At 64.5% G+C, this 21,922-nt stretch carries 22 protein-coding genes; 7 read left to right on the forward strand and 15 right to left on the reverse strand.

The genetic code is table 11. The annotated features are described in order from the left end of the window. Positions 1–3: 3 nt before the first annotated feature. The 4 genes from ACSLUQ_RS12470 to ACSLUQ_RS12485 all read right to left on the reverse strand — a co-directional run bounded on the left by ACSLUQ_RS12470 (position 4) and on the right by ACSLUQ_RS12485 (position 3,568). The gene (locus tag ACSLUQ_RS12470) at positions 4–432 is read right to left on the reverse strand and encodes a response regulator (protein ID WP_417772215.1); all 429 of its coding nucleotides are present in this window, start codon (positions 430–432) and stop codon (positions 4–6) included. Positions 433–786: 354 nt separating this feature from the next. Then, positions 787–1,683, reverse strand: coding sequence for a C40 family peptidase (locus tag ACSLUQ_RS12475; RefSeq protein WP_461808708.1), 897 nt, complete (start codon positions 1,681–1,683; stop codon positions 787–789). 17 nt (positions 1,684–1,700) lie between these two features. Beyond that, positions 1,701–2,051, reverse strand: coding sequence for a MarR family winged helix-turn-helix transcriptional regulator (locus ACSLUQ_RS12480; RefSeq protein ID WP_417772213.1), 351 nt, complete (start codon positions 2,049–2,051; stop codon positions 1,701–1,703). Positions 2,052–2,164: 113 nt separating this feature from the next. Next, positions 2,165–3,568, reverse strand: coding sequence for a leucyl aminopeptidase family protein (locus tag ACSLUQ_RS12485; protein WP_461808709.1), 1,404 nt, complete (start codon positions 3,566–3,568; stop codon positions 2,165–2,167). 213 nt (positions 3,569–3,781) lie between these two features. Here ACSLUQ_RS12485 and ACSLUQ_RS12490 point away from each other — a divergent pair, with 213 nt between their 5' ends. After that, on the forward strand, positions 3,782–4,609 hold the full coding sequence (locus ACSLUQ_RS12490) for a tetratricopeptide repeat protein (protein WP_461808710.1): 828 nt from the start codon (positions 3,782–3,784) through the stop codon (positions 4,607–4,609). 134 nt (positions 4,610–4,743) lie between these two features. Here ACSLUQ_RS12490 and ACSLUQ_RS12495 read toward each other — a convergent pair whose 3' ends face one another. The 9 genes from ACSLUQ_RS12495 to ACSLUQ_RS12535 all read right to left on the reverse strand — a co-directional run bounded on the left by ACSLUQ_RS12495 (position 4,744) and on the right by ACSLUQ_RS12535 (position 13,905). Next, the gene (locus ACSLUQ_RS12495; protein ID WP_417772210.1) at positions 4,744–5,721 is read right to left on the reverse strand and encodes a type II secretion system F family protein; all 978 of its coding nucleotides are present in this window, start codon (positions 5,719–5,721) and stop codon (positions 4,744–4,746) included. A gap of 13 nt (positions 5,722–5,734) precedes the next feature. Further along, positions 5,735–6,754: a type II secretion system F family protein gene (locus ACSLUQ_RS12500; protein ID WP_417772209.1), complete on the reverse strand. Its 1,020-nt coding sequence runs from the start codon at positions 6,752–6,754 to the stop codon at positions 5,735–5,737. Beyond that, a complete protein-coding gene (locus tag ACSLUQ_RS12505; RefSeq protein WP_417772208.1) occupies positions 6,747–8,252 on the reverse strand; it encodes a CpaF family protein in 1,506 nt (501 codons plus the stop codon). Before ACSLUQ_RS12505 ends, ACSLUQ_RS12500 begins: the two co-directional genes overlap by 8 nt. A gap of 52 nt (positions 8,253–8,304) precedes the next feature. Further along, positions 8,305–9,624 (reverse strand): AAA family ATPase, encoded by a 1,320-nt coding sequence (locus ACSLUQ_RS12510; RefSeq protein WP_417772207.1) that lies wholly within the window; start codon positions 9,622–9,624, stop codon positions 8,305–8,307. Positions 9,625–9,644: 20 nt separating this feature from the next. Then, positions 9,645–10,421, reverse strand: coding sequence for a CpaD family pilus assembly protein (locus ACSLUQ_RS12515; protein ID WP_417772206.1), 777 nt, complete (start codon positions 10,419–10,421; stop codon positions 9,645–9,647). An 11-nt stretch (positions 10,422–10,432) separates the two neighbouring features. Next, positions 10,433–11,902: a type II and III secretion system protein family protein gene (locus ACSLUQ_RS12520; RefSeq protein WP_461808711.1), complete on the reverse strand. Its 1,470-nt coding sequence runs from the start codon at positions 11,900–11,902 to the stop codon at positions 10,433–10,435. Positions 11,903–11,943: 41 nt separating this feature from the next. Next, positions 11,944–12,720 (reverse strand): Flp pilus assembly protein CpaB, encoded by a 777-nt coding sequence (gene cpaB / locus ACSLUQ_RS12525; protein WP_417772204.1) that lies wholly within the window; start codon positions 12,718–12,720, stop codon positions 11,944–11,946. A 253-nt stretch (positions 12,721–12,973) separates the two neighbouring features. Next, positions 12,974–13,480, reverse strand: coding sequence for an A24 family peptidase (locus tag ACSLUQ_RS12530; RefSeq protein WP_417772203.1), 507 nt, complete (start codon positions 13,478–13,480; stop codon positions 12,974–12,976). 239 nt (positions 13,481–13,719) lie between these two features. Then, the gene (locus ACSLUQ_RS12535) at positions 13,720–13,905 is read right to left on the reverse strand and encodes a Flp family type IVb pilin (RefSeq protein WP_417772202.1); all 186 of its coding nucleotides are present in this window, start codon (positions 13,903–13,905) and stop codon (positions 13,720–13,722) included. Positions 13,906–14,313: 408 nt separating this feature from the next. Here ACSLUQ_RS12535 and ACSLUQ_RS12540 point away from each other — a divergent pair, with 408 nt between their 5' ends. The 5 genes from ACSLUQ_RS12540 to ACSLUQ_RS12560 all read left to right on the forward strand — a co-directional run bounded on the left by ACSLUQ_RS12540 (position 14,314) and on the right by ACSLUQ_RS12560 (position 18,941). After that, positions 14,314–14,799, forward strand: a complete 486-nt coding sequence (locus tag ACSLUQ_RS12540; RefSeq protein ID WP_461808712.1) for a pilus assembly protein N-terminal domain-containing protein — start codon at positions 14,314–14,316, stop codon at positions 14,797–14,799. 56 nt (positions 14,800–14,855) lie between these two features. Beyond that, a complete protein-coding gene (locus tag ACSLUQ_RS12545) occupies positions 14,856–15,422 on the forward strand; it encodes a TadE/TadG family type IV pilus assembly protein (RefSeq protein WP_417772200.1) in 567 nt (188 codons plus the stop codon). Between the two features lie 9 nt (positions 15,423–15,431). Continuing rightward, complete coding sequence (locus ACSLUQ_RS12550) at positions 15,432–16,085, forward strand: TadE/TadG family type IV pilus assembly protein (protein WP_461808713.1); 654 nt, start codon at positions 15,432–15,434, stop codon at positions 16,083–16,085. A gap of 175 nt (positions 16,086–16,260) precedes the next feature. After that, positions 16,261–17,772, forward strand: a complete 1,512-nt coding sequence (locus ACSLUQ_RS12555; protein ID WP_461808714.1) for a bifunctional enoyl-CoA hydratase/phosphate acetyltransferase — start codon at positions 16,261–16,263, stop codon at positions 17,770–17,772. Beyond that, positions 17,769–18,941 (forward strand): acetate/propionate family kinase, encoded by a 1,173-nt coding sequence (locus ACSLUQ_RS12560; protein WP_461808715.1) that lies wholly within the window; start codon positions 17,769–17,771, stop codon positions 18,939–18,941. The genes ACSLUQ_RS12555 and ACSLUQ_RS12560 overlap by 4 nt, the downstream gene beginning before the upstream one ends. Positions 18,942–18,959: 18 nt before the next feature. Here the strand turns inward: ACSLUQ_RS12560 and ACSLUQ_RS12565 are convergent, their stop codons facing one another. Then, on the reverse strand, positions 18,960–19,877 hold the full coding sequence (locus ACSLUQ_RS12565) for a phosphate/phosphite/phosphonate ABC transporter substrate-binding protein (RefSeq protein WP_461808716.1): 918 nt from the start codon (positions 19,875–19,877) through the stop codon (positions 18,960–18,962). Between the two features lie 351 nt (positions 19,878–20,228). Here ACSLUQ_RS12565 and ACSLUQ_RS12570 point away from each other — a divergent pair, with 351 nt between their 5' ends. Further along, positions 20,229–20,846 (forward strand): HAD family hydrolase, encoded by a 618-nt coding sequence (locus tag ACSLUQ_RS12570; RefSeq protein ID WP_461808717.1) that lies wholly within the window; start codon positions 20,229–20,231, stop codon positions 20,844–20,846. Positions 20,847–20,870: 24 nt separating this feature from the next. On the opposite strand, the gene ACSLUQ_RS12575 is transcribed toward ACSLUQ_RS12570, so the two are convergent. Beyond that, a complete protein-coding gene (locus tag ACSLUQ_RS12575) occupies positions 20,871–21,902 on the reverse strand; it encodes a histone deacetylase family protein (RefSeq protein ID WP_461808718.1) in 1,032 nt (343 codons plus the stop codon). Positions 21,903–21,922: the final 20 nt, after the last annotated feature.

Consider the following 21,922-nt stretch of genomic DNA (forward strand, 5'->3'; position numbering starts at 1 on the left):
TGCTCAGCAATGGTAGCGGCGGGCCTTGGTGAACCAGAGATCTACAATCGCCTGGACGACGGGGCGCAGGCCCCGCGACGTATCCGGCTTCTGGAAAAGCGCATCGAACCAGCCGGCACTGGCTTCGTTTACCGGTGCGTCGCGCGTCAGTCCGATGATCGGAAGCGATGCGGCATCGAACCGCTGACGCAGCCGTCGTGCCAGGTCTCCGCCATTCAGCCCCGGAAGGCGAACCGCGGTCACCACGCAATCGAACGGCGGACCATCCGCCTCATCTGTATCCGCCAGCAGATCAAGCGCCGTTTCCGCCAGGCTCACCCTGCGGATGCGCACATTCCCGGTCAGGGCTTCAAGCGTTTCGCGAAACAGACGCGCGTCGTCCGTGTTGTCCTCCACATGAAGGAAAACGGCATGGGGTATCGCATGCAGCATTCAGAGCTGTCCGTCCGAGGCTGGAACGCCAAATATCCCGTCGTGCCAAAGGCAGGAAGCGGGTATCGGGGTCCGGAAATGCAAGAGGGCAGCGGACGGGATGAGGCAGGAGCCACCGGAGACCGACCGCGCAAGCCGACTGGCACGCGAAGATACGTGCGTCGAATTTGCGCGGAAGCTACCCCCATCAATATGTAACTACAAATGCAATTCGCGCATATCTGGTGACGACTTGGAGCATAAAACAAACAACAAGAATGAATACTTATTCAATTTATAAATTTCGCAGCGGGAGTTTTTTCGAGCGGTTTATTTCGCTTCCCAAAAAAATAGACAATCACGGCGACCGCGACGTCAGGCGAAGCGCCTCCAGCCGGTCAGGCGTCCCCACTCGCTGCGTGCAATACGGGCGAGCGCTGTCTCCACCGGCTCACGCGCAACGGTCATCGTGAACCCGTTGGCGTGAAGCAGTGTGGCCGGGTCGCAGATGATACCGACGTGCCCCTTCCAGAACAGCAGATCGCCCCGGCGCAGATCGGACGGCACGCCATCGCCCGGCTCAAGGGCGACGCCCGCCTCGACTTCCAGCATGTCGCTGTCCCTCGGCAGGACGATCCCCGCCTGCTGGGCGGCAAGCTGGACGAGAGCCGAGCAATCGAGGCCAAGCGAGGTCCGACCTCCCCAAAGATAGGGTGTTCCCAACAAATTTTCGGCAACCGCAACCCAGTCCCCAGCGATATGGTCGAGCCGCTCCAGATGACGGGCCACCATGGCCGAGCCATCCTCGAGAACGGCATAGTCGAGGCCGCGCGTCGTTGCGTTCCCCGTGACACGAACACGGGCGCCGAGCGACAGAAGGCCGACCGGCGGCAGCTTCAGTTCCGCACCGGGATAGCGATAGCTGCGCGGCACGGCCACCCGATGCGTGGCCGGAGCACCCGCTTCCGACACCGCCTCTGCCGGCAGATATCCGACGTATCCGTCGGTCTCGAGCTGCCCCCAGGCCCAGCCGTCATCGCGGATCTCGTAGACGGTGAAAGTTTCCCCGAAAAGCGCCTGGGTGTCGATCGGTCGCGCCTGATCGGCAACCGGGCGAATGTCGGCGAAGTCGGCGGAAATCCGCATCGCGCGTCCCTCGACGAACTGCCTGGCCGACACACTTCCGGCGTAGCTTGCAGCGGCGAGATCGGCGCGCACGGGATGGCGGCGCCTGTCGAGGGACGAGGCAGGAATGGAAGAGGAAGCGGCCATGTCAGTCTCCACACGGCCTAGCGCGTGATCGCGGCCGCCTTTTCGGTGATCGTATCGCCGATCCGCTCCAGGTAAAGCGCACCGGCAACCGTGCGCGTCACGACGACATTGCGGCGGTCCGCCTCGTCACGGCGACGCGAGAGAAGCTTCATCGCCCCCAGCGTGTCGAGCGCGCGGGTGATCACCGGCTTGGTGACATCGAGCCGCGCGGCCAGGCCGCGCACCGTGTGCGGCGGCGGCTCCAGATAGACCGTCAGCAGGATCGCCATCTGGCGAGATGTCAGGTCCTGGTCGCCGTCGGTGACCAGGGACATGGTGACGTCGTGCCAGAGCCGGAGCGCCTGTGCCGGCCGGATCTCGATCCCCATCCCTTCGAAACCTTCGCTCTTCACCCGGACCGCGTGCCCAGGACCTCGGATGAGGGCACTCTAGGGCGATATCGTTTCGGATCCGTTATACGCGAGGCGACAGATCCGCGTCCTTACGCAGGCGGGTAGCGGTCCTTCAGACAGGCGAACAGGGCCCGCACAGTCTGAGCCTCTCCGCCGGCCGGGCGTCCCGGCCGGTCGGACGGGTTCCAGCCATAGATGTCGAGATGCGCCCAGGTCTTCGCCTTCCCGACGAACCGCGACAGGAACAGGGCTGCCGTGATGGAGCCAGCAAACCCGGCGCCACTCGTGTTGATGTGGTTGATGTCCGCGATACGGCTGTCGAGATAGCTCTCGTAGGGACGCCACAATGGCAGGCGCCAGAGCGGATCGTTCACCGCCTCGGCGCTTGCTGCAAGGTCATCGGCGAAGGCATCGTCATCGGTGTAGAGCGGCGGCAGTTCGGGGCCGAGCGCGACACGGGCCGCACCCGTCAGCGTCGCCATGTCGATCAGTAGCTCCGGTTCCTCCTCATCGGCAAGCGCCAGTGCGTCTGCGAGCACCAGCCGGCCTTCCGCGTCGGTGTTCCCGATCTCGACGCTCAGGCCCTTGCGGCTTTGCAGCACATCGCCCGGACGGAAGGCATCGCCGGAAATCGCATTCTCCACCGCGGGAACGATGACGCGCAGGCGAACCGGAAGGCGCGCCTCCATGATCATCGCGGCAAGGCCGAGCACGTTGGCGGCTCCCCCCATATCCTTCTTCATCAGCGCCATGCCGCTTGCCGGCTTGATGTCGAGGCCGCCGGTGTCGAACACGACGCCCTTGCCAACGAGAGTGACCTTGGGATGCGCCATCTCTCCCCAGGTGGCATCGACCAGTCTCGGAGCGCGCGCGCTGGCGCGGCCGACGGCGTGAACCATGGGAAAATTCGCTGACAGCAGAGCATCGCCCTCGATGACGCTGCCCTGGCCGCCGTTGCGGGAAAAGAGCGCGAGCATCGCGTCCGCCAGTTCGGCCGGCCCAAGGTCGTTGGCCGGCGTGTTGATGAGATCGCGGGCGATCTGCACGCCGGACAGGATCACTCCGATTGCCTCCAGGTCGACCCCGGCGCCAACCATCAGGCGTGGCCGCGGCTTGTCGGAAGGCTTGCTGTAGCGCTCGAAGCGGTAGGACCCGAGCGCGAAGGCCAGTGCGGCCTCGTCCTCGGCTCCCGCCGCTCCGCCATCACCGAGATCGAGACGATAGTCGCCAGGCGCGAGTTTCTTCGGCAGGTCACCTGCCGCAAACCCCGGCCTTCCCGGCGAGGCGACGCCGTAGAGCACCGCCTTGAACGATCCATCCGGCGCGGGAACGGCCAGCAATTGGCCCGCTCCCCCGTCGAAGCCACTCGCCTCGGCGAAACGCACGGCAGCCGGGCCAAGGTCCGCAAGCCGGCTCGCTGCCCTGTCCTTATCGACAAGACAGACGGTGACGGTGGATGCCGAAACATCATGGGCGAGAAGCGAGGTGAGCAAGGGAGGCTCCTTCCGGAGAAAACGGGACGGATTTGCCATAGCTTAAACCACGATCACCGAAAGACGGCAAACCTCCGGAACGCGCATCGCCGACCCGCCTGGGCGGTCGCGGCGGTTCCTCCGGCGACGATTTAACGAAGCATTAGGGTTAACGCCCTATTGCTTGATGCAAGCAATTTGCGAATCCCACAGGCGCTTCGAGGAGCCCCTTTCATGGCCGCCACACGTCGCTCCACCTCCCGTCCGGTCGCGCTGCGTCTCACCCTCGCGGTGTCGCTGGCGGCAATGCTGGCGGTCAGCGGTTGCGCCTCGTCGAAGCGCAGCATCGGCACCCATGCCAGTGCCACACAGGCCTATGTGACACCCGGGTCCGATGCCGCCCGCCAGGCGGTTGGCTACTGGGGGCAGGCTTACGAGCGGGACCCGGCCAACCGCGACAACATCCTCAACTACGCTGCGGCACTTCGCCGAAACGGCCAGGTCGAGCAGGCGGAGGCCGTGCTCCGCAAGGCGGTGATCTCGCATCAGTCCGACCGCGATGTCGCGGCCGCCTATGGCAAGGTGCTGGCGATGGGCGGCAAGCTGCCGGAAGCGCTGCAGGTCATCAACGGTGCCCAGACCCCCACCAATCCGGACTGGCGCCTGATGTCGGCCGCCGCCGCAATCAACGACCAGATGGGCAACACCGCGGAAGCCCGCGATCTCTACAATCAGGCCCTGAAGATTGCCCCGGGTGAGCCGAGCCTGCTGAACAATCTGGCCATGTCCTACCTCCTGTCCGGCGACGTTAAGGAGGCGGAAAAGGTGCTGCGCGGCGCGGCCGCCAGCCCCAAGGCCGACAGCCGCATCCGCCAGAACCTGGCGCTCGCCATCGGGCTTCAGGGCCGCTTCGAGGAAGCCGAGACGGTCGCCCGCGCGGAGATAGATCCGCGTCAGGCCAACGAGAACATCGCCTACCTGAAGTCGATGCTGGCCCAGCGCAACTCCTGGGCGGAAATCTCCGCGGCCGACAAGAAGGGCAAGAAGAAGAGCGGCGGCTGATCCGGCTGCTTTTCCGCTCTGCGCGTCCCCTGGTTTGGTTCATGCACGTCATTTGAAAAACGAAAAAGCCCCGGTCGATGCGGCCGGGGCTTTTTCGTATCCGCAATCCGCAGGCGGGCGGCGCGGACCCGCAGCTATCGGAAGGTTGCCATCGCCTGGATGATCACCGGTCCGATGATGACGGCAAGCAGCACCGGCAGGAAGAACACGATCATCGGCACGGTCAATTTCGGCGGCAGGGCGGCCGCCTTCTTCTCCGCCGCCTGCATGCGCTGAGAGCGGCTCTCGTCGGCCATGACACGTAGCGCCTGCGAGACCGGCGTGCCGTAGCGTTCAGCCTGGATCAGGGCGAGCGAGACGTTCTTGACGTTCTCCAGCCCGGTCCGCTTCGAGAGATTCTCGTAGGCCAGGCGCCGGTCGCCGAGATAGGACAGCTCGGCATTGGTCAGCGTCAGTTCCTCGGCAAGCGCGACCGACTGAACGCCAATCTCTTCCGCCACCTTGCGGAAAGCGACCTCGATCGACATGCCCGATTCCACGCAGATCAGCATCAGGTCGAGCGCATCGGGCCAGGCTCGGTTGATGGAGGTCTGCCGGTTCTGGATCCTGTTCTTCACGTAGAGGTCTGGCGCGTAGTAGCCGATGAAGGCGATGACGCTGGCGATCAGCACCTTGACCATCGGCGGCTGCTCGAGCTGCAGCACAACGAAGGTGTAGAACAGCGCCACGACGAAGAGGATCACCGGCATCACCAGCCGGGCGAACAGGAAGGTGTAGAGCGGCCGGGGACCGCGAAAGCCCGCCTGCACCAGATGAAACGCGGTCTTCTCGTCCGACATCAGGTTTCGCAGGTTCAGCCGATCGACAAAGGTCTGCAGTCGCTTCTTGGGCTGATTTCGCAGCGAAACACGCGAGTTCTGCTTCTCGTTGGCAAGGCGTGCGCGCTCGCGGGCGCGCAGCTTGTCGCGCTCCAGAGCCACGGTCTTCATCCGCGTCTTCAGCCGATCGCCTTCGATCAACGGCATCACCAGGGCAAAGACCGTTCCGCCGACAGCGAGTGCGGTCAGCCCCATGATGATGTTCTGCTGGGAGAGTAGACTTGTGAAATTCATGCCCGTCTCCCGCTCAGAAGTCGAAGTTGATCATCTTCTTCATGATCACCATCCCGGAGACCATCCACACTCCGCTGAAGGCGAGGATCATGTTGCCGGCCGGGTCGGTGAAAAGAAGCATGATGTAGGACGGGCTGGTCAGCGACAGGATGCCGACGACGATGAACGGCAGCGAGCCGATGATGGCGGCGGAGGACTTGGCCTCCTGGCTCATCGCCTTGATCTTGCCCTTCATCGCGCGGCGCTCGCGCAGCACCTTGGAAAGATTGCCGAGCGCCTCGGACATCGATCCGCCCGCCTGCGACTGGATGGCGACGACGATGGCGAAGAAATTCGCCTCCGGCACCGGCATGCGTTGCGGCAGCTTGGCGACTGCTTCCGACAGGGTGACGCCCATGGACTGCGCCTCGATGATACGGCGGAACTCGGTCTTGATCGGCTCGCGCGCCTCCTGGGCGACGATCGAGATGCACTCGGCCAGCGGAAGGCCGGCCTTGGTGCCGCGCACGATCACGTCGACGGCGTTCGGCAGTTCTGCCAGGAAGGCCTCGACCCGGCGCTTGCGGAGAAACGACAAGAGATAGCGCGGCAGGCCGAAGAACCCGACGAATGCAAGACACCCGAGCAACAGGATCGAGGAGGTGATGAAAAGCCCGACAAGCAGAAGCACAACGCCGCTGACGATCGAGAAAACATAGAAGGTGCGCTTGCTCCACGACAAGCCGGCCTGCTCAAACCGCTCCTCGAGCGAGGGATTCGACGCCTTCTGCACCTTCTTTCGTTCCCGCAGCTCGAACTCGCGGAGCTGGTCCTGCACGGACTTGCGGCGCTTGTCCGCATCCTTGATCTTTCGGACACCGTCAACCGTCGCCGGACGGGAGGCGACCGTCTTCAATCGCTTGTCGCTGCGCGACCCACCGCTCATCAGCGGCTGGAACACCGCGTAGACGACGCCGACGACCGCGAACATCGCCAGCACGGCGGCGGCGAGGCGTGTCATCTCCGGTGTCAGGAAAGCCTGGAGGTCAACCACGCGCCTCCTCCATCACTTCCGCCGCATCGAGAGCGGTCGCAAGGCGCTGTTCCTCTCCGAAATAGCGGGCCTTTTCCCAGAATTTCGGCCGGCCGATACCGGTGGAGCGATGACGGCCAATCAGGCGGCCGTTCGCGTCCTCGCCGAGGATATCGTAGAGGAACACGTCCTGGGTGATGACAACATCGCCTTCCATGCCAACGATTTCAGTGACATGGGTGATACGGCGCGAGCCGTCGCGCAGGCGCTGAGCCTGGACGATGACGTCGATCGAGGACACGATCATCTCGCGCAACGTCTTCGACGGCAGCGAGAAGCCACCCATGGTAATCATCGATTCAAGACGCGACAGCGCCTCGCGCGGGCTGTTGGCGTGCAGCGTTCCCATCGATCCGTCGTGGCCGGTGTTCATCGCCTGCAGCAGGTCGAAGGCCTCCGGGCCGCGCACCTCGCCGACGATGATGCGTTCGGGCCGCATACGCAGGCAGTTCTTGACCAGGTCGCGCATGGTCACCTCGCCCTCTCCCTCCAGATTGGGCGGGCGGGTCTCGAGGCGAACCACATGGGGCTGCTGGAGCTGCAGCTCGGCCGCATCCTCGCAGGTGATGATCCGCTCAGTGGAATCGATATAGGCGGTCAGGCAGTTGAGCAGCGTCGTCTTGCCCGAGCCGGTGCCGCCGGAAATGAGGATGTTGCAACGGGAGCGGCCGATGATCTCGAGGACGGTCGCGCCCTCCGGGGAGACAGAGCCGAACTGGACAAGCTGCTTCAGCGTCAGCTTGTCCTTCTTGAACTTACGAATGGTGAGCGTCGGGCCGTCGATGGCGAGTGGAGGCGCGATGACATTGACGCGCGAACCGTCGGCGAGGCGTGCGTCGCAGATCGGGCTCGATTCATCGACGCGCCGGCCGACCTGGCTGACAATGCGCTGGCAGATGTTCATGAGCTGCCGGTTGTCGCGGAAACGCACACCGGTTCGCTGCATCCTGCCCTCGGTCTCGATGTAGACCGTGTCGGCGCCATTCACCATGATGTCGGCGATGTCGTCTCGTGCCAGCAGCGGCTCGAGCGGGCCGAATCCGAGCACATCGTTGCAGATGTCCTCGAGCAGGTCTTCCTGCTCGGAAATCGACATGACGACATTCTTGAGCGCGATAATGTCGTTGACGACATCGCGAATTTCCTCGCGCGCCTCTTCGGCAGAAAGTCGCGTCAGCAGCGAGAGATCGATTGCCTCGACCAGCGCATTGAAGATCGAGGCCTTGGTCGCATAATACTCGGGCGAGCGCTCACGCTCCTTCGCCGCCGCAGGCGCGGCCTGCGGACGGGAGGCGGCGGGCGGCGGAGACGGTGGCGCAACGGGGGGCGCGACAGGGGCGGCCGGCTGGGATGAAACCGCCGGAGGCGGCGTCGGCGCAACAGCCGGCGTGGCCGGCGAAGGCGGTGCCTTCGGGCTGGAAATCGGCGTTCCGGATGTTGCCCCACGTCGACCGAACATCGTTACCTGCTCTCGGTTCGTCTATACGGGCGCTCTCGACACAAGCTCACGCTCACGCCGCGCCCTTCTTCAGGAAACGGTTGACCAGCGCACCGAGCGCCAGTCCTTTCCGCCTCTGCACCTCACCCCGTCCGGTCACCACCTGCGAGATCCTGTCGAACATTTCCGCGGTGGCATGGCGCTCGTCCTGCTCGCCGATCATCTGACCGTTGTTGGCCGCGACCCCGAAAAGCTGCGGCTCGAACGGGATGGCGACGACGGCCTCAACGCCAAGCGCATCGGCGAATTCCGCCGCCTTGATCTCCGGCCGCTTGGGAACGCCGACCCGATTGAGAACCAGCCTGGGAGGAGCGTCGTTCGGACGGAGCTGGCGCAGCGTATCGATCATGTTCTTGGCATTGCGCAGGTTAGCGAGGTCCGGCTCGGCGACGATGACCACGTCGTCGGCGGAGGAAAGCACCCGCCGCACCCAGCCTGCCCAGCTGTGCGGAACGTCAAGAACCACAGAGGGCGCACCCTGGCGCATCACGTCGACCAGTCCGTCGAAGCCCGTCTCGCCGTAATCGTATGTGCGCTCCAGCGAGGCTGGCGCGGCCAGGAGGCTCAGCTTGTCGGCGCATTTGGACAGGAGCCGGTCGAGCATGGTCTCGTCGAGACGCTCAGGCGTGGAAATGGCTTCGTAGACGCCCTGAAGCGGATCCTGGTTGAAGTCGAGGCCAGCGGTGCCGAAGGCAAGATCGAGATCCGCGAGCAGCACGTCCTTCTCGAACAGCCGGGCAATCGACCAGGCAACATTGTGCGCCACCGTCGAGGCTCCAACGCCGCCCTTGGCACCAACAAAGGCAACCGCGCGGCCAAGCGGATCCGTATCCGGGTTCGCATAGAGCTCGCCAATCGCCCCGATCACATGGAACAGGCTTACCGGAGCGACAAGATAGTCGCTGATGCCGCGATGAATGAGCTCGCGATAAAGCAGCACGTCATTGACGTGGCCGATGATCATCACCTTGGTGCCCGCATCGCAGACTTCCGCAAGGCGCTCCAGTTCCTGCAGCAGGCGCGCCGTCTCCAGACGGGTCTCGATCAGGATCAGGTTCGGCGTCGGGGCGGAACCATAGAAATCGACCGCAGCCGAAATCCCGCCGCGGTGAACTTTCACATGCGCCTTGGCCATACGGCGGTCCTGCGACGCATCCTCGATGGCGCGGGCAACTCCGTCGGTCTCGCAAAACGCCTGGACGGCGATGCGCGGGACCGCCTTCAGATCGAGCGTGTCGATCGGCGCGGTCACTTCCGGAGCGGTGTGGTGCGACACCTCCTCCCGGATGCCCCCCTCCTCCGGGGGTTCGCTTCCATATGAAAGGCTGCTCATCCTTTAAACTCCCAAGAGGATCAGTTGCCCACCGCGTCGGACACCTTGGCGCCAACGCCTTCCTTGTACTCGGACGACGTCTTCTCGCCCTTGCGGTACTTCTCGTACACGGTGCCACGGCGGTTCTGGTCAGCCGGCGTGGAGGCGCGCGGATAAAGAAGGTCGGTCGGATTCTCGACCATCGCCGCCAGGTTCGCCTGGCTGGAACAGCCGAAATTGTAATATTGCGTGTTGTTCAGCTCCGGCTGGTGGTAACGGCCATTGCCACCGCCGGCGATGTTGTCCGGCCATTGTCCGCACGGTCCGGCACTCGCCTGGATGCCCGAATAGGCAAGGCGGACCGGGGCAGAAACATTGGGATCGGAGACGGGATAGCTGCGGGTCACAATGCGCTTGGACGAGATGCCCCCCCTGGCGATGGCCGAGCGGATCTGCGGCAGAACCGCATGGACGGCCGCCTCGTTTCCAGAGCCGGACGGCACGACCACCTCAACGGCGTCGCCGCCGCGCGAGCGGGCCTCGCCGGCAAAGCTCGACACCACGGCGGCGAGTTGCGGCGACAGCTTTCGAGTGCCGCTTCCAATCGGCAGGTCGAGCGTCTTGGTGCCTTCCGCGACAACAATCGGGTGACGCAGACGATAGTCGTTCAGCGCCAGAACATCGGTCGTCGGGCGCTGGGTCTGACAGCCGGCGGCAAGCAGTGCCGAGGCAAGGGCGAGCGCCAGCGGTGCGGCGCGGACGACCTGCCGCATCTGCCCCTTGGGGGCGGGACGGCGAATGGCGGGACGGGGCGGCATGGCTGCGTACCTCACTCGTAGATGTAGCCGACCTGGCCGTGGTAGGAGCCTTCACCCCGCGCACCGGAAACCCGATACATGCGGTTGAGGCGGTTCAGGAAAATGGTATCGCCGTCCGTCGCGGGAGCGAGATTCTTGGTGGGTGCGACCAGCTCGGAGCGGGCGACCGGACGGACCGTATAGGGCGTCACGAAGACCACCAGCTCGGTTTCCTGGCGCAGGAAGTCGCGGCTCTTGAACAGCGCGCCGAGGATCGGCACCTGCATCAGACCGGGGACGCCATTGAGGTCCTGCTTGTAGGTTTCCTTGAGCAGGCCGGCCATCACCAGCGTTCCGCCGGACGGCAACTCGACGGTCGATTCCGCGCGGCGCACCTTCAGCGCCGGGATCGTCAGCGTACCGATGTTGACAGCGCCTTCCTGGGTGATCTCGCTGACCTCGGTCTTCACGCGAAGCGAGATCCGCCCGGAGCCGAGCACCACCGGAGTGAAGTCCAGACCGACGCCGAACTTCTTGAACTGCACGGTGACCTTGTTGTTTTCCTCGGCGATCGGGATCGGGAACTCGCCACCGGCCAGGAAGCTGGCGTTCTCGCCGGAAATCGCCGTCAGCGTCGGCTCGGCAAGTGTGCGGATCACGCCGTCGCGCTGCAATGCCTCGATGTTGGCCTTGAGCTGGGTGCTGCCCGCGATGAATCCCGAGGTGCTGTTCGGATTGGTCGGGTCGAACAGACCGCCGGCGGCACGGTTCACGACGTTCGAGTTCACCGTGTAGCTGGGAGAATTGTTGAAACCGACATTGTAGTTGCCGATGCCGATGTTGCCAGCGAGGTTGACGCCGAGCTGCTTGATGATCGAGCGCTCGACCTCGGCCACGGTCACCTTAAGGTGCACCTGGTCGGAGCCGCTGACGGAAATCATGTTGAGGACCGGCTTTGCCCCCTCCCCGGACGTCTGCGAGAAGCGCGCCGCAAGATCGGCGGCACGCTGCGCCATTTCCGTACTGGAGGCCGTTCCGCTCAGCACGATATTGCCGTTGACCGATTCCGCCCGGATCTCGGCTCCGGGAATGGCGCGGCGCATCATGGCGTTGAGGTCGGTGGTGTCCGTCTCGACGGCAAGGTCGTAGCTGGCGATCTGGTTGCCGGCGCGCCCGAACAGGAAGAGGCTCGCCTGTCCGGCCTTGTTGCCCATGATGAACACGCGGCGGGAATTGCGCACGACCGCATCTGCGACCGCCGGATTGGAGACGATGACGTCGCTCACCTCCTCGCCCAGATTGATCACGACGGAGCGACCGAGGCCGACGCGAAGCAGGCGTCCGGCGACCCGCTCTCCAGCGGAGACCGTCACCGATTTCGGAAAGCCGTCAGCCATCGCCCTCGACGACCCGCCAAGCCCGCCACCCAGGGCAAGGCCGATGGCAAGCGCCAGGCCAAGGACGCAGCGTGCGCCAGTGCCTTGAAAACGTTGAGCCAACATCAGACTTCTCCTTGCCGTCGTCTCCGGACCCACATGCAGTCTCACTTCTGGGTCTGCATCTGCCCGGACACGCCGAACTTCACGAAATTCACACCACCGCCGACTTCTTCCGTCTCGGCATTGTCCGCGGAATCCTCGGCGGAGCGGAGCACCAGCGAGATCGTCCCGAGCTGCGAGGCCTGGGCAACGACCTCCGCCTGCGACGGCAACAGTTCCAGCGTCGCGGTCTGGCCGGGCGGAAGCGACTTCTCGTTCTGTTCGCCCGCCGTCGTGGTGTCGATGGCCAGGACGCGGACGTTCTGAAGGATCGTTTCGCTGAGGAACGAGTTGCTGCCCCGATTGCCCGACTGGCGGGTCAGGATCACATCGACCTTGTCGCCAGGAAGAATGAAGCCACCGGCGGCGGTCAGCGCCTCGACCGACACGGCAATGGCCCGCTTGCCCTTGGGCAGGATCGACGACATGAAACCGCGGTCGCTGTTGATCAGGCGCTCCTCGCGCAGCGGCTCGCCCTCGTAGACAGGCGCCTTGGCGATGCGACCGACGAGCTCATCAAGCGCCCCGGGACGCTCCGACCGGAGGATGGCGCTCTGTGGCGCAAGTTCCTTCGGCCATTCGGTCCAGCGCAGATCTCCGCTGCTGACCGACGAGCCCAGAGCGATGTCGCGATCGGCGACGAGCACCTCATCCTTCGGCGTCTCGGAGACGACGGCAACAGGCTCGGCCACGGGCTCGGGCCCGGTGTTCATCACCATGCGCGCCACCAGCAGGCCTGCCGCGAGCGAGATACCCAGAATGGCCAATCGTGCGATCTTCATTACCAATACCCGTAGAGATCGAGACGGGACCGGATTCAGTGAACTGACCCGATCATGTTGCGCCTACTGTTGCGGGTAAATGGTCAAGACATGGTTAATCAGGGGTGAGCAACTTTGATGAATATACGTTAACCTTCTTGCATTTCGGGGAATGAACCGAGTCCTTTACCATCCGTTAACGCAAGAATGCCGGAGAGCACATCCGGCCTCCGGCAAGCAAACGACAGAAGGGAAATGAGGAATGCGCGAAGGCTCAGCTCAGCGCATGAAACCAGACCGATTGCGGATAGATCTCCAGTGCGGCCAGCGACAGAGCGATCCCGTAAGGAATGCCCGTCACCCGATCATGCAGACGCAAGATCCATTCGCCCCGCCCGGCCGGTAGCGGCAGGAAGGGCACCTGCCGGAAGAACAGGATCGCGAGCGTCAACACGCCGCCATAGATCCCCGCGAGCGCCAGAAACGCCACGGAGGCCTGGCTAAAGCCGAACCACAGGGCGATCACCGTCGCGATCTTGGCATCGCCGCCGCCCATCCAGCCGAAAGCGAAGAAAGAGAAACAGACGCACAAGGTGAGACCGGCGGCCAGCAGATGCCAGCCGATATCGGCGATGCCGATGCCGATCATCGGGGCGAGCACGGCAAAGCCCGCCACAAGCAACAGCGAAACCCGGTTGGGGATCGTCATGGTGAAGAGGTCGGAGGCGCCGGCGAAGGCGACCAGCGTCGGAAACACGACCAGAAGTGCGGCGTCGAGCATATCCCATGTCCTCTTCCCCGGGGCACCGGGCAACCGGCATCCCGCTTCGGCGCGCCATGCCGCGTGAACGCGAACGGCAACGCGGCCCAGTCTTGCCGCTGACGCTTAAGACCGGGTTGACGCCGGCAGAAGAAGCCGGCGCAAAAGAATACGGGCGGCCGAAGCCGCCCGATCATCGGAAGGGGTCTCCGCAACGCGGTTGCGTGCCGGAGACCCTGTCCCTCGTGTCGCGTTGCGACTTACTTGACGGCAGAGTTGGCCGTGGTCAGCTTCGTCGAAACGGTCGTGAAGATCGCGGAGATCTGCGTACCGGCCGTGGTCACGGCGGTGACGATGCCGATGGAGATCAGGCCAGCGATCAGGCCATACTCGATCGCGGTCGCGCCGGATTCGTCCTTGGCAAAACGAGCAAGAATATTCTTCATGATTGGCTCCTAGCTTCCACTTTATTTGACTGCGCCATCTCGGCGACCTTTGTTTTCTAAATGTTGGCCGCTCGAAGATGAGATCACTATAGGAAGCACACCTTGCTACAAGGTTAAGCCGATCATAGAGCGACATACCGTTTTCACTCGGAGGAGTTATTGGTTAACAACTAGCAAATACATTCACTCCAACTTTAGCTGCAACAGGCTCAAGACGGCACCGCGCTGCGGCCGCAACCCGCTGGAACCGCCGATATATCCTGAATCCGCTACGTCAGGTGTTCAGGCAACCCGCGCGGCCCAGGTGGATCGCCTCTTCCAGCGCAACTGCATCCTGACGACCGTTAGCGGTTCCTTCACCAATGTCGTTCACCTTCGGGTAGCCATTCTCGTAGGGAGCCGTATGTCATGCCGCCCTTTCGCGCGTTCACAAGCGCCGCTCTTTCCATCGCAGCGCTGCTTTTTTCGATGATCGCGGCCGGCGATGCCGTTGCATCCGAAGACGGCCCCGTGCACGTGATGACCGATCGCGCCAAGGTTTTTCGCATTGACGCACCGGCTGACACCGTCATTGTCGGCAATCCGGCCATTGCCGACGTGACGATGTACGACCGCCAGACGGTCGTCGTCACCGGCAAGCTCTACGGCACCACCAACCTCGTGATCCTCGATAAGAACGGGGAGCCGATCATCGATGAGGTGATCACGGTCGGCTCCGCGCCATCCGATGTCGTGACGGTCATGCGCAACACCGCGCGCAGCTCCTATTCCTGCTCTCCGGTCTGCGAGCCCGTACTCAGGGTCGGCGATGTCGAGGCCTCCTACGACGCGACGGCCAAGCAGGCTCAGGCGCATACAGAGATGTCCGAGAAGGCAGCCGGCCTGAACAATTGACCGGCCAGGGGCCGGGCAAGGTTTCTCAATGGCGAGGACGGGCGGAAAGCCGCGACATGTCGAAAGCATTCAAATTCCTCCCGACGGTCATCAGACGGCGGGGCCGCGAGATCGCCGCCAATCGCGAGGGAACGGCTGCAATCGAGTTCGCTTTCGTCGCGATCCCCTTCATGCTTCTTCTTTTCGGCATCATCGAAATCGGCCTCGCCTTCTTCGCGAACCAGATCCTCGGCAACGCCGTGATGGACGCCGCACGCCTCATCCGCACCGGCCAGGCCCAGGCGGAAGGCTTCAACGCGGCGGAGTTCAAGAAGGTCATCCTCGAGAATATGAGCGGCTTTCCCGTCTCCGCCGACAGGCTAACGATCGACGTCGAGAAGCTCGACAATTTCTCCAGCTACAAGCCCAAGCAGCTTATCGACGACGGCAAGCTGACCAACGACGTGGGCTACAACCACGGCGAGGCCAACCAGATCGTCATCGTGCGGGCCATGTATCGCTGGCCGATGTTTTCCTCGCTGATGCAGACCAACTTCGGCGACCTGGCCTCCGGCGACCGCCTGCTTGTGGCCACCGCCGTGTTCCGAAACGAGCCCTTCCCCTGGTCGACAAAGACTAACTAGGTCCCCACGATGCAACGCCCGACCGCGGAAACGCGCGCTCACGCACCGGAACGCTCCAACGACAGTGCATCGCCCTCCGGCGAGACAGGTCGTGCGCGCCCGGCCGCCTTCGGGAGGCTCATCAACCGCCTGGGGCGCGAGACCCGCGCTGTCGCAGCGGTGGAGTTTGCGCTCGTGCTGCCCTTCATGCTGCTGCTTCTTCTCGGCATGATCGAATTGGACCAGGCCATGACGGTCGATCGCAAGGTGAGCCAGGTGGCAAGCTCCATCGCCGATCTCGTCGCCCAGACCGACAAGCTGAAGGAAAGCGACATCGCGGACCTGCTCAAGATCTCCGGAGCGATCCTCGAGCCCTACCCCGAAAACAACCTGAAGCTCGTCGTCGCCAGCATCTGGATCAAGGACGTGAACCAACCCCGGGTGGTGTGGAGCCGGGCGCTCAATACGTCGCGGTGGAACGCGAACAACACGCCACCGATCCAGATCCCCGAAGGGCTGACACAAGACAAGGACACCTATCTGATCGTCACCCGGGCAGTCTATTCGCACCGGCCGACCTTTGCGGCGCTGCTCAAGGATGTCTTCAGCACGGATACGATCGAGCTGTCCGACACCTATTACATGCGCCCGCGGGTCAGCAGCGAGGTCGAGTGCTGCTCCTGACCCCTGTCATTGCAATCCGGTACGTGGCAAAGTGGCGCATCCGTGCCCCAACGGATAGAGCTAACTCCTTCTCCTATTTCATTTTCCGTTCCGGTTGACGGTGTATTCTCGCCGTCGCCCGACGCAAAATCGCGACGGGAAAACGGAGCTGGAAAGCAGGGAACAGGCGAGATCGATGGCAAGCAACCGCACATTCGACGAGATCGAAATCGGCGAAAGCGCCGAGGTGGAGCGCACCCTGACGGCGGATGACCTTTTCGTCTTCGCCCATGCCTCCGGAAACATCAATCCAACTCATCTCCCCGATATCGACTGGAGTGGCGACGGTGTGATCGATGCACCGGTGGCCCCGTTCATGTGGGTCGGCTCGCTGATTTCGGCCGTGCTCGGCAATCAGCTCCCCGGACCGGGAACCGCCTACAAGAGCCAGACCTTCCGTTTTCTCGAGCCCGTCGAGGTCGGTGACCGGCTGACCGTGCGCGCCACCGTCACGGCCAAGGAGGACGGCCGCGTCCTTCGCCTTTCCACAAGGGTGACCCGAGCTGATGGCGTCTGCGTGACCGAGGGAGAAGCCATCGTGGTCGCGCCCGACCGGCGCATCACCTTCGACGCCAGCGCGCTTCCCGGCATCCTCGTCGAGCGCCACCAGCACTTCGACCGGCTCGTCGGCTTTGCCGCCGGCCTGCCGCCGTTGCCGGTCGCTGTCGTTTCTCCCGACGACGCAAATTCCCTTGGCGGAGCGCTGATGGCGGCCAGCCACGGGCTGATCACGCCGATCCTCATCGGGCGCGCCGAGGCCATCGCGCGCACTGCCGCCGAAATCGGCGGCGTCCTCGACGGGATCGAGATCATCGACCTGCCGACCGACGACCAGGCCGCACGGCGCGCGGTCGAGCTCGTCCACGAAGGTCGGGTGCGGGCGTTGATGAAGGGGCATCTCCATACCGACACGCTGCTTCACCACGTCGTCAAGCGTGACGGCGGGCTACGCACGGGCAAACGACTGACCCACTGCTTCGTGATGGACATTTCCGGCCGGCCGACCCCGGTGATCATCTCTGATGCGGCGATCAACATCGCCCCCGACCTGACCGCCAAGGTCGATATCGTGCAAAACGCCATCGACCTGGCCCGCGCCATCGGCACCGAGGTTCCCAAGGTCGGTGTGCTGTCGGCGGTGGAAACAGTCAATCCGGCCATGGCGTCGAGCATCGACGCGGCCGTTCTTTCCAAGATGGCAGAACGCGGCCAGATCACCGGCGGCATCGTCGACGGCCCGCTGGCGATGGACAATGCCATCGACATCAGGGCAGCCCGCAGCAAGGGCATCTCGTCGCTGGTGGCCGGTCAGGCGGATGTGCTCATCGCCCCGAACCTGGAGGCCGGCAACATGCTGGCCAAGGAGCTCACCTTCGTTGCCCATGCGGAAGCTGCCGGACTGGTGGTCGGCGCCAGCGTGCCAATCATCCTGACCAGCCGGGCGGACGATGCGCGGTCGCGGCTCGTCTCCTGCGCGCTTGCCCTGCTGCACGACCACTGGCTCAAGACCGGCGCTTCCGTTGTCGTCCCCCATGAGGACGGCGAGGCGGCGGAGGAACGCGGCAAGCAGATCGCCCGGGAAACGGCTACGGACGCGAGCGGCAAACCCGCGCAGAGTGCCCGCGACGCATCGGGGTCCAACGCATGACGGCCGCCGCTCCCGTTCTGGTAATCAATGCCGGCTCGTCCTCGATCAAGTTCCAGCTCTTCGACGGCGAAACCTCGCGCCTGCGCGGCAAGGTCGACGGGCTCGGCGCCCATCCCCGGTTGACCATAGACGCGGTCGGCGGCCAGGAACGTGCGACGCGCGCGCTTTCTCCCGCGGAGGCCGCCTGTCACGACAGCGCGCTTGCCGTCGTCGTCGCCTGGCTCGACACGCACATGCCGCAGCTTGCCCTTTCCGCCGTCGGTCACCGCGTCGTCCACGGTGGCGCGGAGCATACCGAGCCGCTCGTCATCGACGACGCGGCCCTGGAGGAACTGGCCGGACTGATCCCGCTGGCGCCGCTGCATCAACCGCACAATCTCGCCGGCATCCGGGCAGCGCGCGCGGCTTTTCCCGACGTCCCACAGATCGCCTGTTTCGACACGGCCTTTCATCGCGGACACGGCCGGATCGAGGACACGTTCGCCCTGCCCGCGCACTTCTACGATGACGGCGTGCGCCGCTACGGCTTTCACGGACTGTCCTACGAGTTCATTTCCGGCGAGATTGCCCGCACGCACCCGACGCTCGCGCAAGGCCGCATCGTCGTCGCCCACCTCGGCAACGGCGCTTCGCTTTGCGCGGTAAAGGCCGGCCGCAGCGTCTCAACGACGATGGGGCTTTCGGCGCTGGACGGACTGCCGATGGGAACCCGTTGCGGCCAGATCGACCCGGGCGTCCTCCTCTATCTCCTGGAACACGGCATGGATGCGACGGCACTTGCCGAACTGCTCTACCACAAGTCCGGACTTCTCGGCCTGTCGGGGATCTCGCACGACATGCGCGTTCTGGAAGCCTCCGACGACCCGGCGGCAGCCCTTGCCATCGACCACTTCGCCGCGCGCATTCGCCGCGAGATCGGGGCGTTGTCCGCCGTCATGGATGGCCTCGACGGCATCGTCTTTACAGCGGGCATCGGCGAGAACTCGCCCCTGCTGCGCAAGAAGGTGTGCGCCGGACTCGGATTTCTCGGCGTCGACCTCGACGAGGAGGCCAACCTGCGCCAGGAGACAGGGATTTCCGCGCCGGGCTCGCGTGTCACCGTGCTGCGCATGGCGACGGACGAGGAGCGGATGATCGCACGCCACGCGCTCGCGCTCGTGAGCACCTAGGAGAGGCAATCGCCTCTGTCAGTCGGCATTCTCGATGAGCGGACGCAGCCGGCCGGGCAACGCCCGCCGCCGCTGTCGCGTGAGTTCCACAAGCGGCTCGAAGTGTGCCGCATCGGCAGGCGCGAGACCATGCGGAGCCAGCAGGTTCACCGGCGTTTCGCCGGCTTGCTGCGGGTCTCCGCTTTCGCCCGCCGCCACCGTCAATAGGTTGGCGAGATCGCGGCGGATCGCGTCGGGCACGCTGTCGCGCACGACCTGCGGAGCGTTCGCGATCTCATCCGAAACCCAGATGATCCTGAGCGGCGGGCGGGCACCGTCCCTTGCCAGCAGGTCCTGCAGGGTCCCGCGCCCGCTTTGCGCGTCTACGCTCGACGACCAGCCGAAGGCGACATCGGCACGACCCGACAGGACAGCTCGCGCGGCAGCGAGTGGGCCGGCGACCTCGACAAGATGCTCTGGCGGCGGCGTGATGCCAATGCCAGCCAGCGCTGCAAGCGGAAGCTCGCGCCCCGCCGTCGAGCCGGGCAAGGCGACCGCAAGACGCGCGTCCGCGAGATCCTGAAGTCCGGCGAAGGGCGCGTCCTCCCGGACCAGCGCCAGGGCATGCCAGCCAGCCCCCCCCTCGCTGTCGCGGGCGACGGCCAGAACTTGGAGACAGGCGCATTTGTCTTGCGCATCGGCAAAGGCGGTCGCCGACAGGGGCGCATAGTCGACCTCTCCGCGCATCAGCGCATCCCGCAGGTGCGAAAGATCGCGGTAGGCGACAATGATCACGGGCAACCGCATGCCCTCCTCGAGCATGGCGCGCAAAGGCTCGATACGGGAAAAATCGCCCCCGCCGGGATCGAGCACCAGGCCAACCCGCAAAACCGGAAGCAGCGCGAGGCGCGCCGGATCGAAGCCGGGTTGTTCCGCCAGCTCGTCGGCATCGGACACCAGATCCTCTCCGGTTTCCTCGGCCTCCCCGGAAAGTCCCTCCTCTGGCCACGGCAGAAAGGCCGGGCCCACCGTCGTGCCCGTGTCATCATCGTATTGCGCAGCGCTTTTTGACGCCGACGATTGCTCCCGCTCCTGCGCGCGAAGCGGGGTGCCGCCCGACAGGACCACCAGCGTCAGGCAGGTCGCAAGGACGCACGGGAAATACGCCAGCGTCCGCCAGCCATGCCAACGCTGGCGTTCCCTCCAGTGCTCGCGCCTGTCCAAACCGTCTGGAAACCTTCGCAATTGCGCCCTATCCAGTTGGAGGGTCGAGCTCCGCCTCGCCCGACTCACACGCAAGGAGCCATCATGCCACGCAGTCCCGATACGGTCGTCTTCGATGTCGGCAACGTTCTCATCCAATGGGACCCGCGTCATCTCTACAGCAAGCTCTTTCCCGAGCCGGCCGAGGCCGAGCGGTTCCTGAGCGAGATCCTCCCTCCGGAATGGAACCTGGAGCAAGACCGCGGTCGCAGCTTCGCCGTCGCCATCGAGGAACGCCTTTCCGTCCACCCCGAGCACGAGGAAGCGATCCGCGCCTGGGACGAGCGCTGGCACGAGATGGTGCCCGGCGCGATCGAGGGCACCGTGGCGCTGCTCGATGAGCTCAAGGACGCCGGGGTGCCGCTCTACGCGATCACCAATTTCAGCGCCGAGAAGTTTCCCGAGTGCATCGAGCGGTTCCCCTTCCTGGGCAACAGCTTCCGCGACACGGTCGTTTCCGCGCATGAGAAACTGGTGAAGCCCGATCCCCGGATCTACGAGGTGCTGCTCGAGCGCAACGGCCTCGAGGCCGCGCAGACCGTCTTCGTCGATGACAGTCCGGCCAATATCACCGGTGCGCGCGGCGTCGGCATGCACGCGGTGCATTTCACCGGTTCGGACGCGCTTCGCCTGGCCTTGCGCGACCACGGCTTCCCGGTCTGACCCACCCTGTTTCGAGGGAGCCGGTCAGCCTCCCTCGAAACCTGCGAGCGTATTGACACAATTGACGCCCAGCGCCTCCACGGCGTAGCCGCCCTCCATGACGAAAATCGTCGGCAAGCCGAGGCCGGCGAGCGCGGCGCCCATGCGGGTGAAGTCCTCCGAGGCCAGCCGGAACCGCGAAATCGGATCCTTCTCATAGGCGTCGAGCCCGAGCGAGATGACGAGCGTGTCGGGTGCGAAATCGCGAATGCGCGCCATCGCGGCAGCGAGTGCGTTCGACCAGGTTTCCCAGTCCGCCCCGAGCGCCAGCGGATAATTGGCGTTATACCCCTCGCCCGCCGCCGCGCCCGTCTCGCCGGCGTGGCCAAGGAAGTAGGGATATTCCTCGCGCGGGTCGGCGTGGATCGACAGGAACAGAACGTCGGAGCGCTCGTAGAAGATCGACTGGGTGCCGTTGCCGTGGTGATAATCCACGTCGAGGATCGCGACCCGCTCTGCTCCAGCATCGCGCAGCCACTGGCCAGCGATAGCGGCATTATTCAGGAAGCAGTAGCCGCCGTAGTAACCGGCGGCGGCATGATGCCCCGGCGGGCGGCAGAGCGCGAAGGCGGAGCGTTCGCCGCCGGCGACAAGACGCGCCGCCGTAAGAGCCGAGTTGGCGCTGGCACGTGCGGCCGCGAAACTGTACTGGCCGAGCGGCGTGCCCGCGTCGAAGGAATAGCGGCCAAGCAGGCCATCGATGTGATCGGGCTTCGGCTCGAGAGACAGACCGCGCACCGGCCAGACAAAGGGAAACGCCTCGCCACCGCGTCCGGCGTTGGTCCACCGCGTCCAGAAGCTGTCGAGGAAGTCCAGATAGTCACCGTCATGGACGCGCGCGAGCGGGCCCCGTCCGAAATCCTCGGGCGTAAGCACCTCGCCCAGCTCCGTTTCGAGGATACGGGCGCGCACCATCTCGGCACGCGCGGGAATTTCCACTGCCGGCCGCAGTTCGCCGTCCGAGATCTCGTGCTTGGGATCGTGGGCGAGCTGACCGGGCGAGAATACGGTCTTCATGCTGTCATGCTCCAGATGAG

This window comes from Stappia sp. ICDLI1TA098 (assembly GCF_054880955.1).

Coding starts and splice junctions, on each gene's coding strand:
- ACSLUQ_RS12470 (WP_417772215.1), bottom strand. CDS start 432: ATGCTGCATGCGATACCCCATGCCGTTTTCCTTCATGTGGAGGACAAC.
- ACSLUQ_RS12475 (WP_461808708.1), bottom strand. CDS start 1,683: ATGGCCGCTTCCTCTTCCATTCCTGCCTCGTCCCTCGACAGGCGCCGC.
- ACSLUQ_RS12480 (WP_417772213.1), bottom strand. CDS start 2,051: ATGGGGATCGAGATCCGGCCGGCACAGGCGCTCCGGCTCTGGCACGAC.
- ACSLUQ_RS12490 (WP_461808710.1), top strand. CDS start 3,782: ATGGCCGCCACACGTCGCTCCACCTCCCGTCCGGTCGCGCTGCGTCTC.
- ACSLUQ_RS12495 (WP_417772210.1), bottom strand. CDS start 5,721: ATGAATTTCACAAGTCTACTCTCCCAGCAGAACATCATCATGGGGCTG.
- ACSLUQ_RS12505 (WP_417772208.1), bottom strand. CDS start 8,252: ATGTTCGGTCGACGTGGGGCAACATCCGGAACGCCGATTTCCAGCCCG.
- ACSLUQ_RS12510 (WP_417772207.1), bottom strand. CDS start 9,624: ATGAGCAGCCTTTCATATGGAAGCGAACCCCCGGAGGAGGGGGGCATC.
- ACSLUQ_RS12515 (WP_417772206.1), bottom strand. CDS start 10,421: ATGCCGCCCCGTCCCGCCATTCGCCGTCCCGCCCCCAAGGGGCAGATG.
- ACSLUQ_RS12520 (WP_461808711.1), bottom strand. CDS start 11,902: ATGTTGGCTCAACGTTTTCAAGGCACTGGCGCACGCTGCGTCCTTGGC.
- cpaB (WP_417772204.1), bottom strand. CDS start 12,720: ATGAAGATCGCACGATTGGCCATTCTGGGTATCTCGCTCGCGGCAGGC.
- ACSLUQ_RS12530 (WP_417772203.1), bottom strand. CDS start 13,480: ATGCTCGACGCCGCACTTCTGGTCGTGTTTCCGACGCTGGTCGCCTTC.
- ACSLUQ_RS12535 (WP_417772202.1), bottom strand. CDS start 13,905: ATGAAGAATATTCTTGCTCGTTTTGCCAAGGACGAATCCGGCGCGACC.
- ACSLUQ_RS12540 (WP_461808712.1), top strand. CDS start 14,314: ATGCCGCCCTTTCGCGCGTTCACAAGCGCCGCTCTTTCCATCGCAGCG.
- ACSLUQ_RS12545 (WP_417772200.1), top strand. CDS start 14,856: ATGTCGAAAGCATTCAAATTCCTCCCGACGGTCATCAGACGGCGGGGC.
- ACSLUQ_RS12550 (WP_461808713.1), top strand. CDS start 15,432: ATGCAACGCCCGACCGCGGAAACGCGCGCTCACGCACCGGAACGCTCC.
- ACSLUQ_RS12555 (WP_461808714.1), top strand. CDS start 16,261: ATGGCAAGCAACCGCACATTCGACGAGATCGAAATCGGCGAAAGCGCC.
- ACSLUQ_RS12560 (WP_461808715.1), top strand. CDS start 17,769: ATGACGGCCGCCGCTCCCGTTCTGGTAATCAATGCCGGCTCGTCCTCG.
- ACSLUQ_RS12570 (WP_461808717.1), top strand. CDS start 20,229: ATGCCACGCAGTCCCGATACGGTCGTCTTCGATGTCGGCAACGTTCTC.
- ACSLUQ_RS12575 (WP_461808718.1), bottom strand. CDS start 21,902: ATGAAGACCGTATTCTCGCCCGGTCAGCTCGCCCACGATCCCAAGCAC.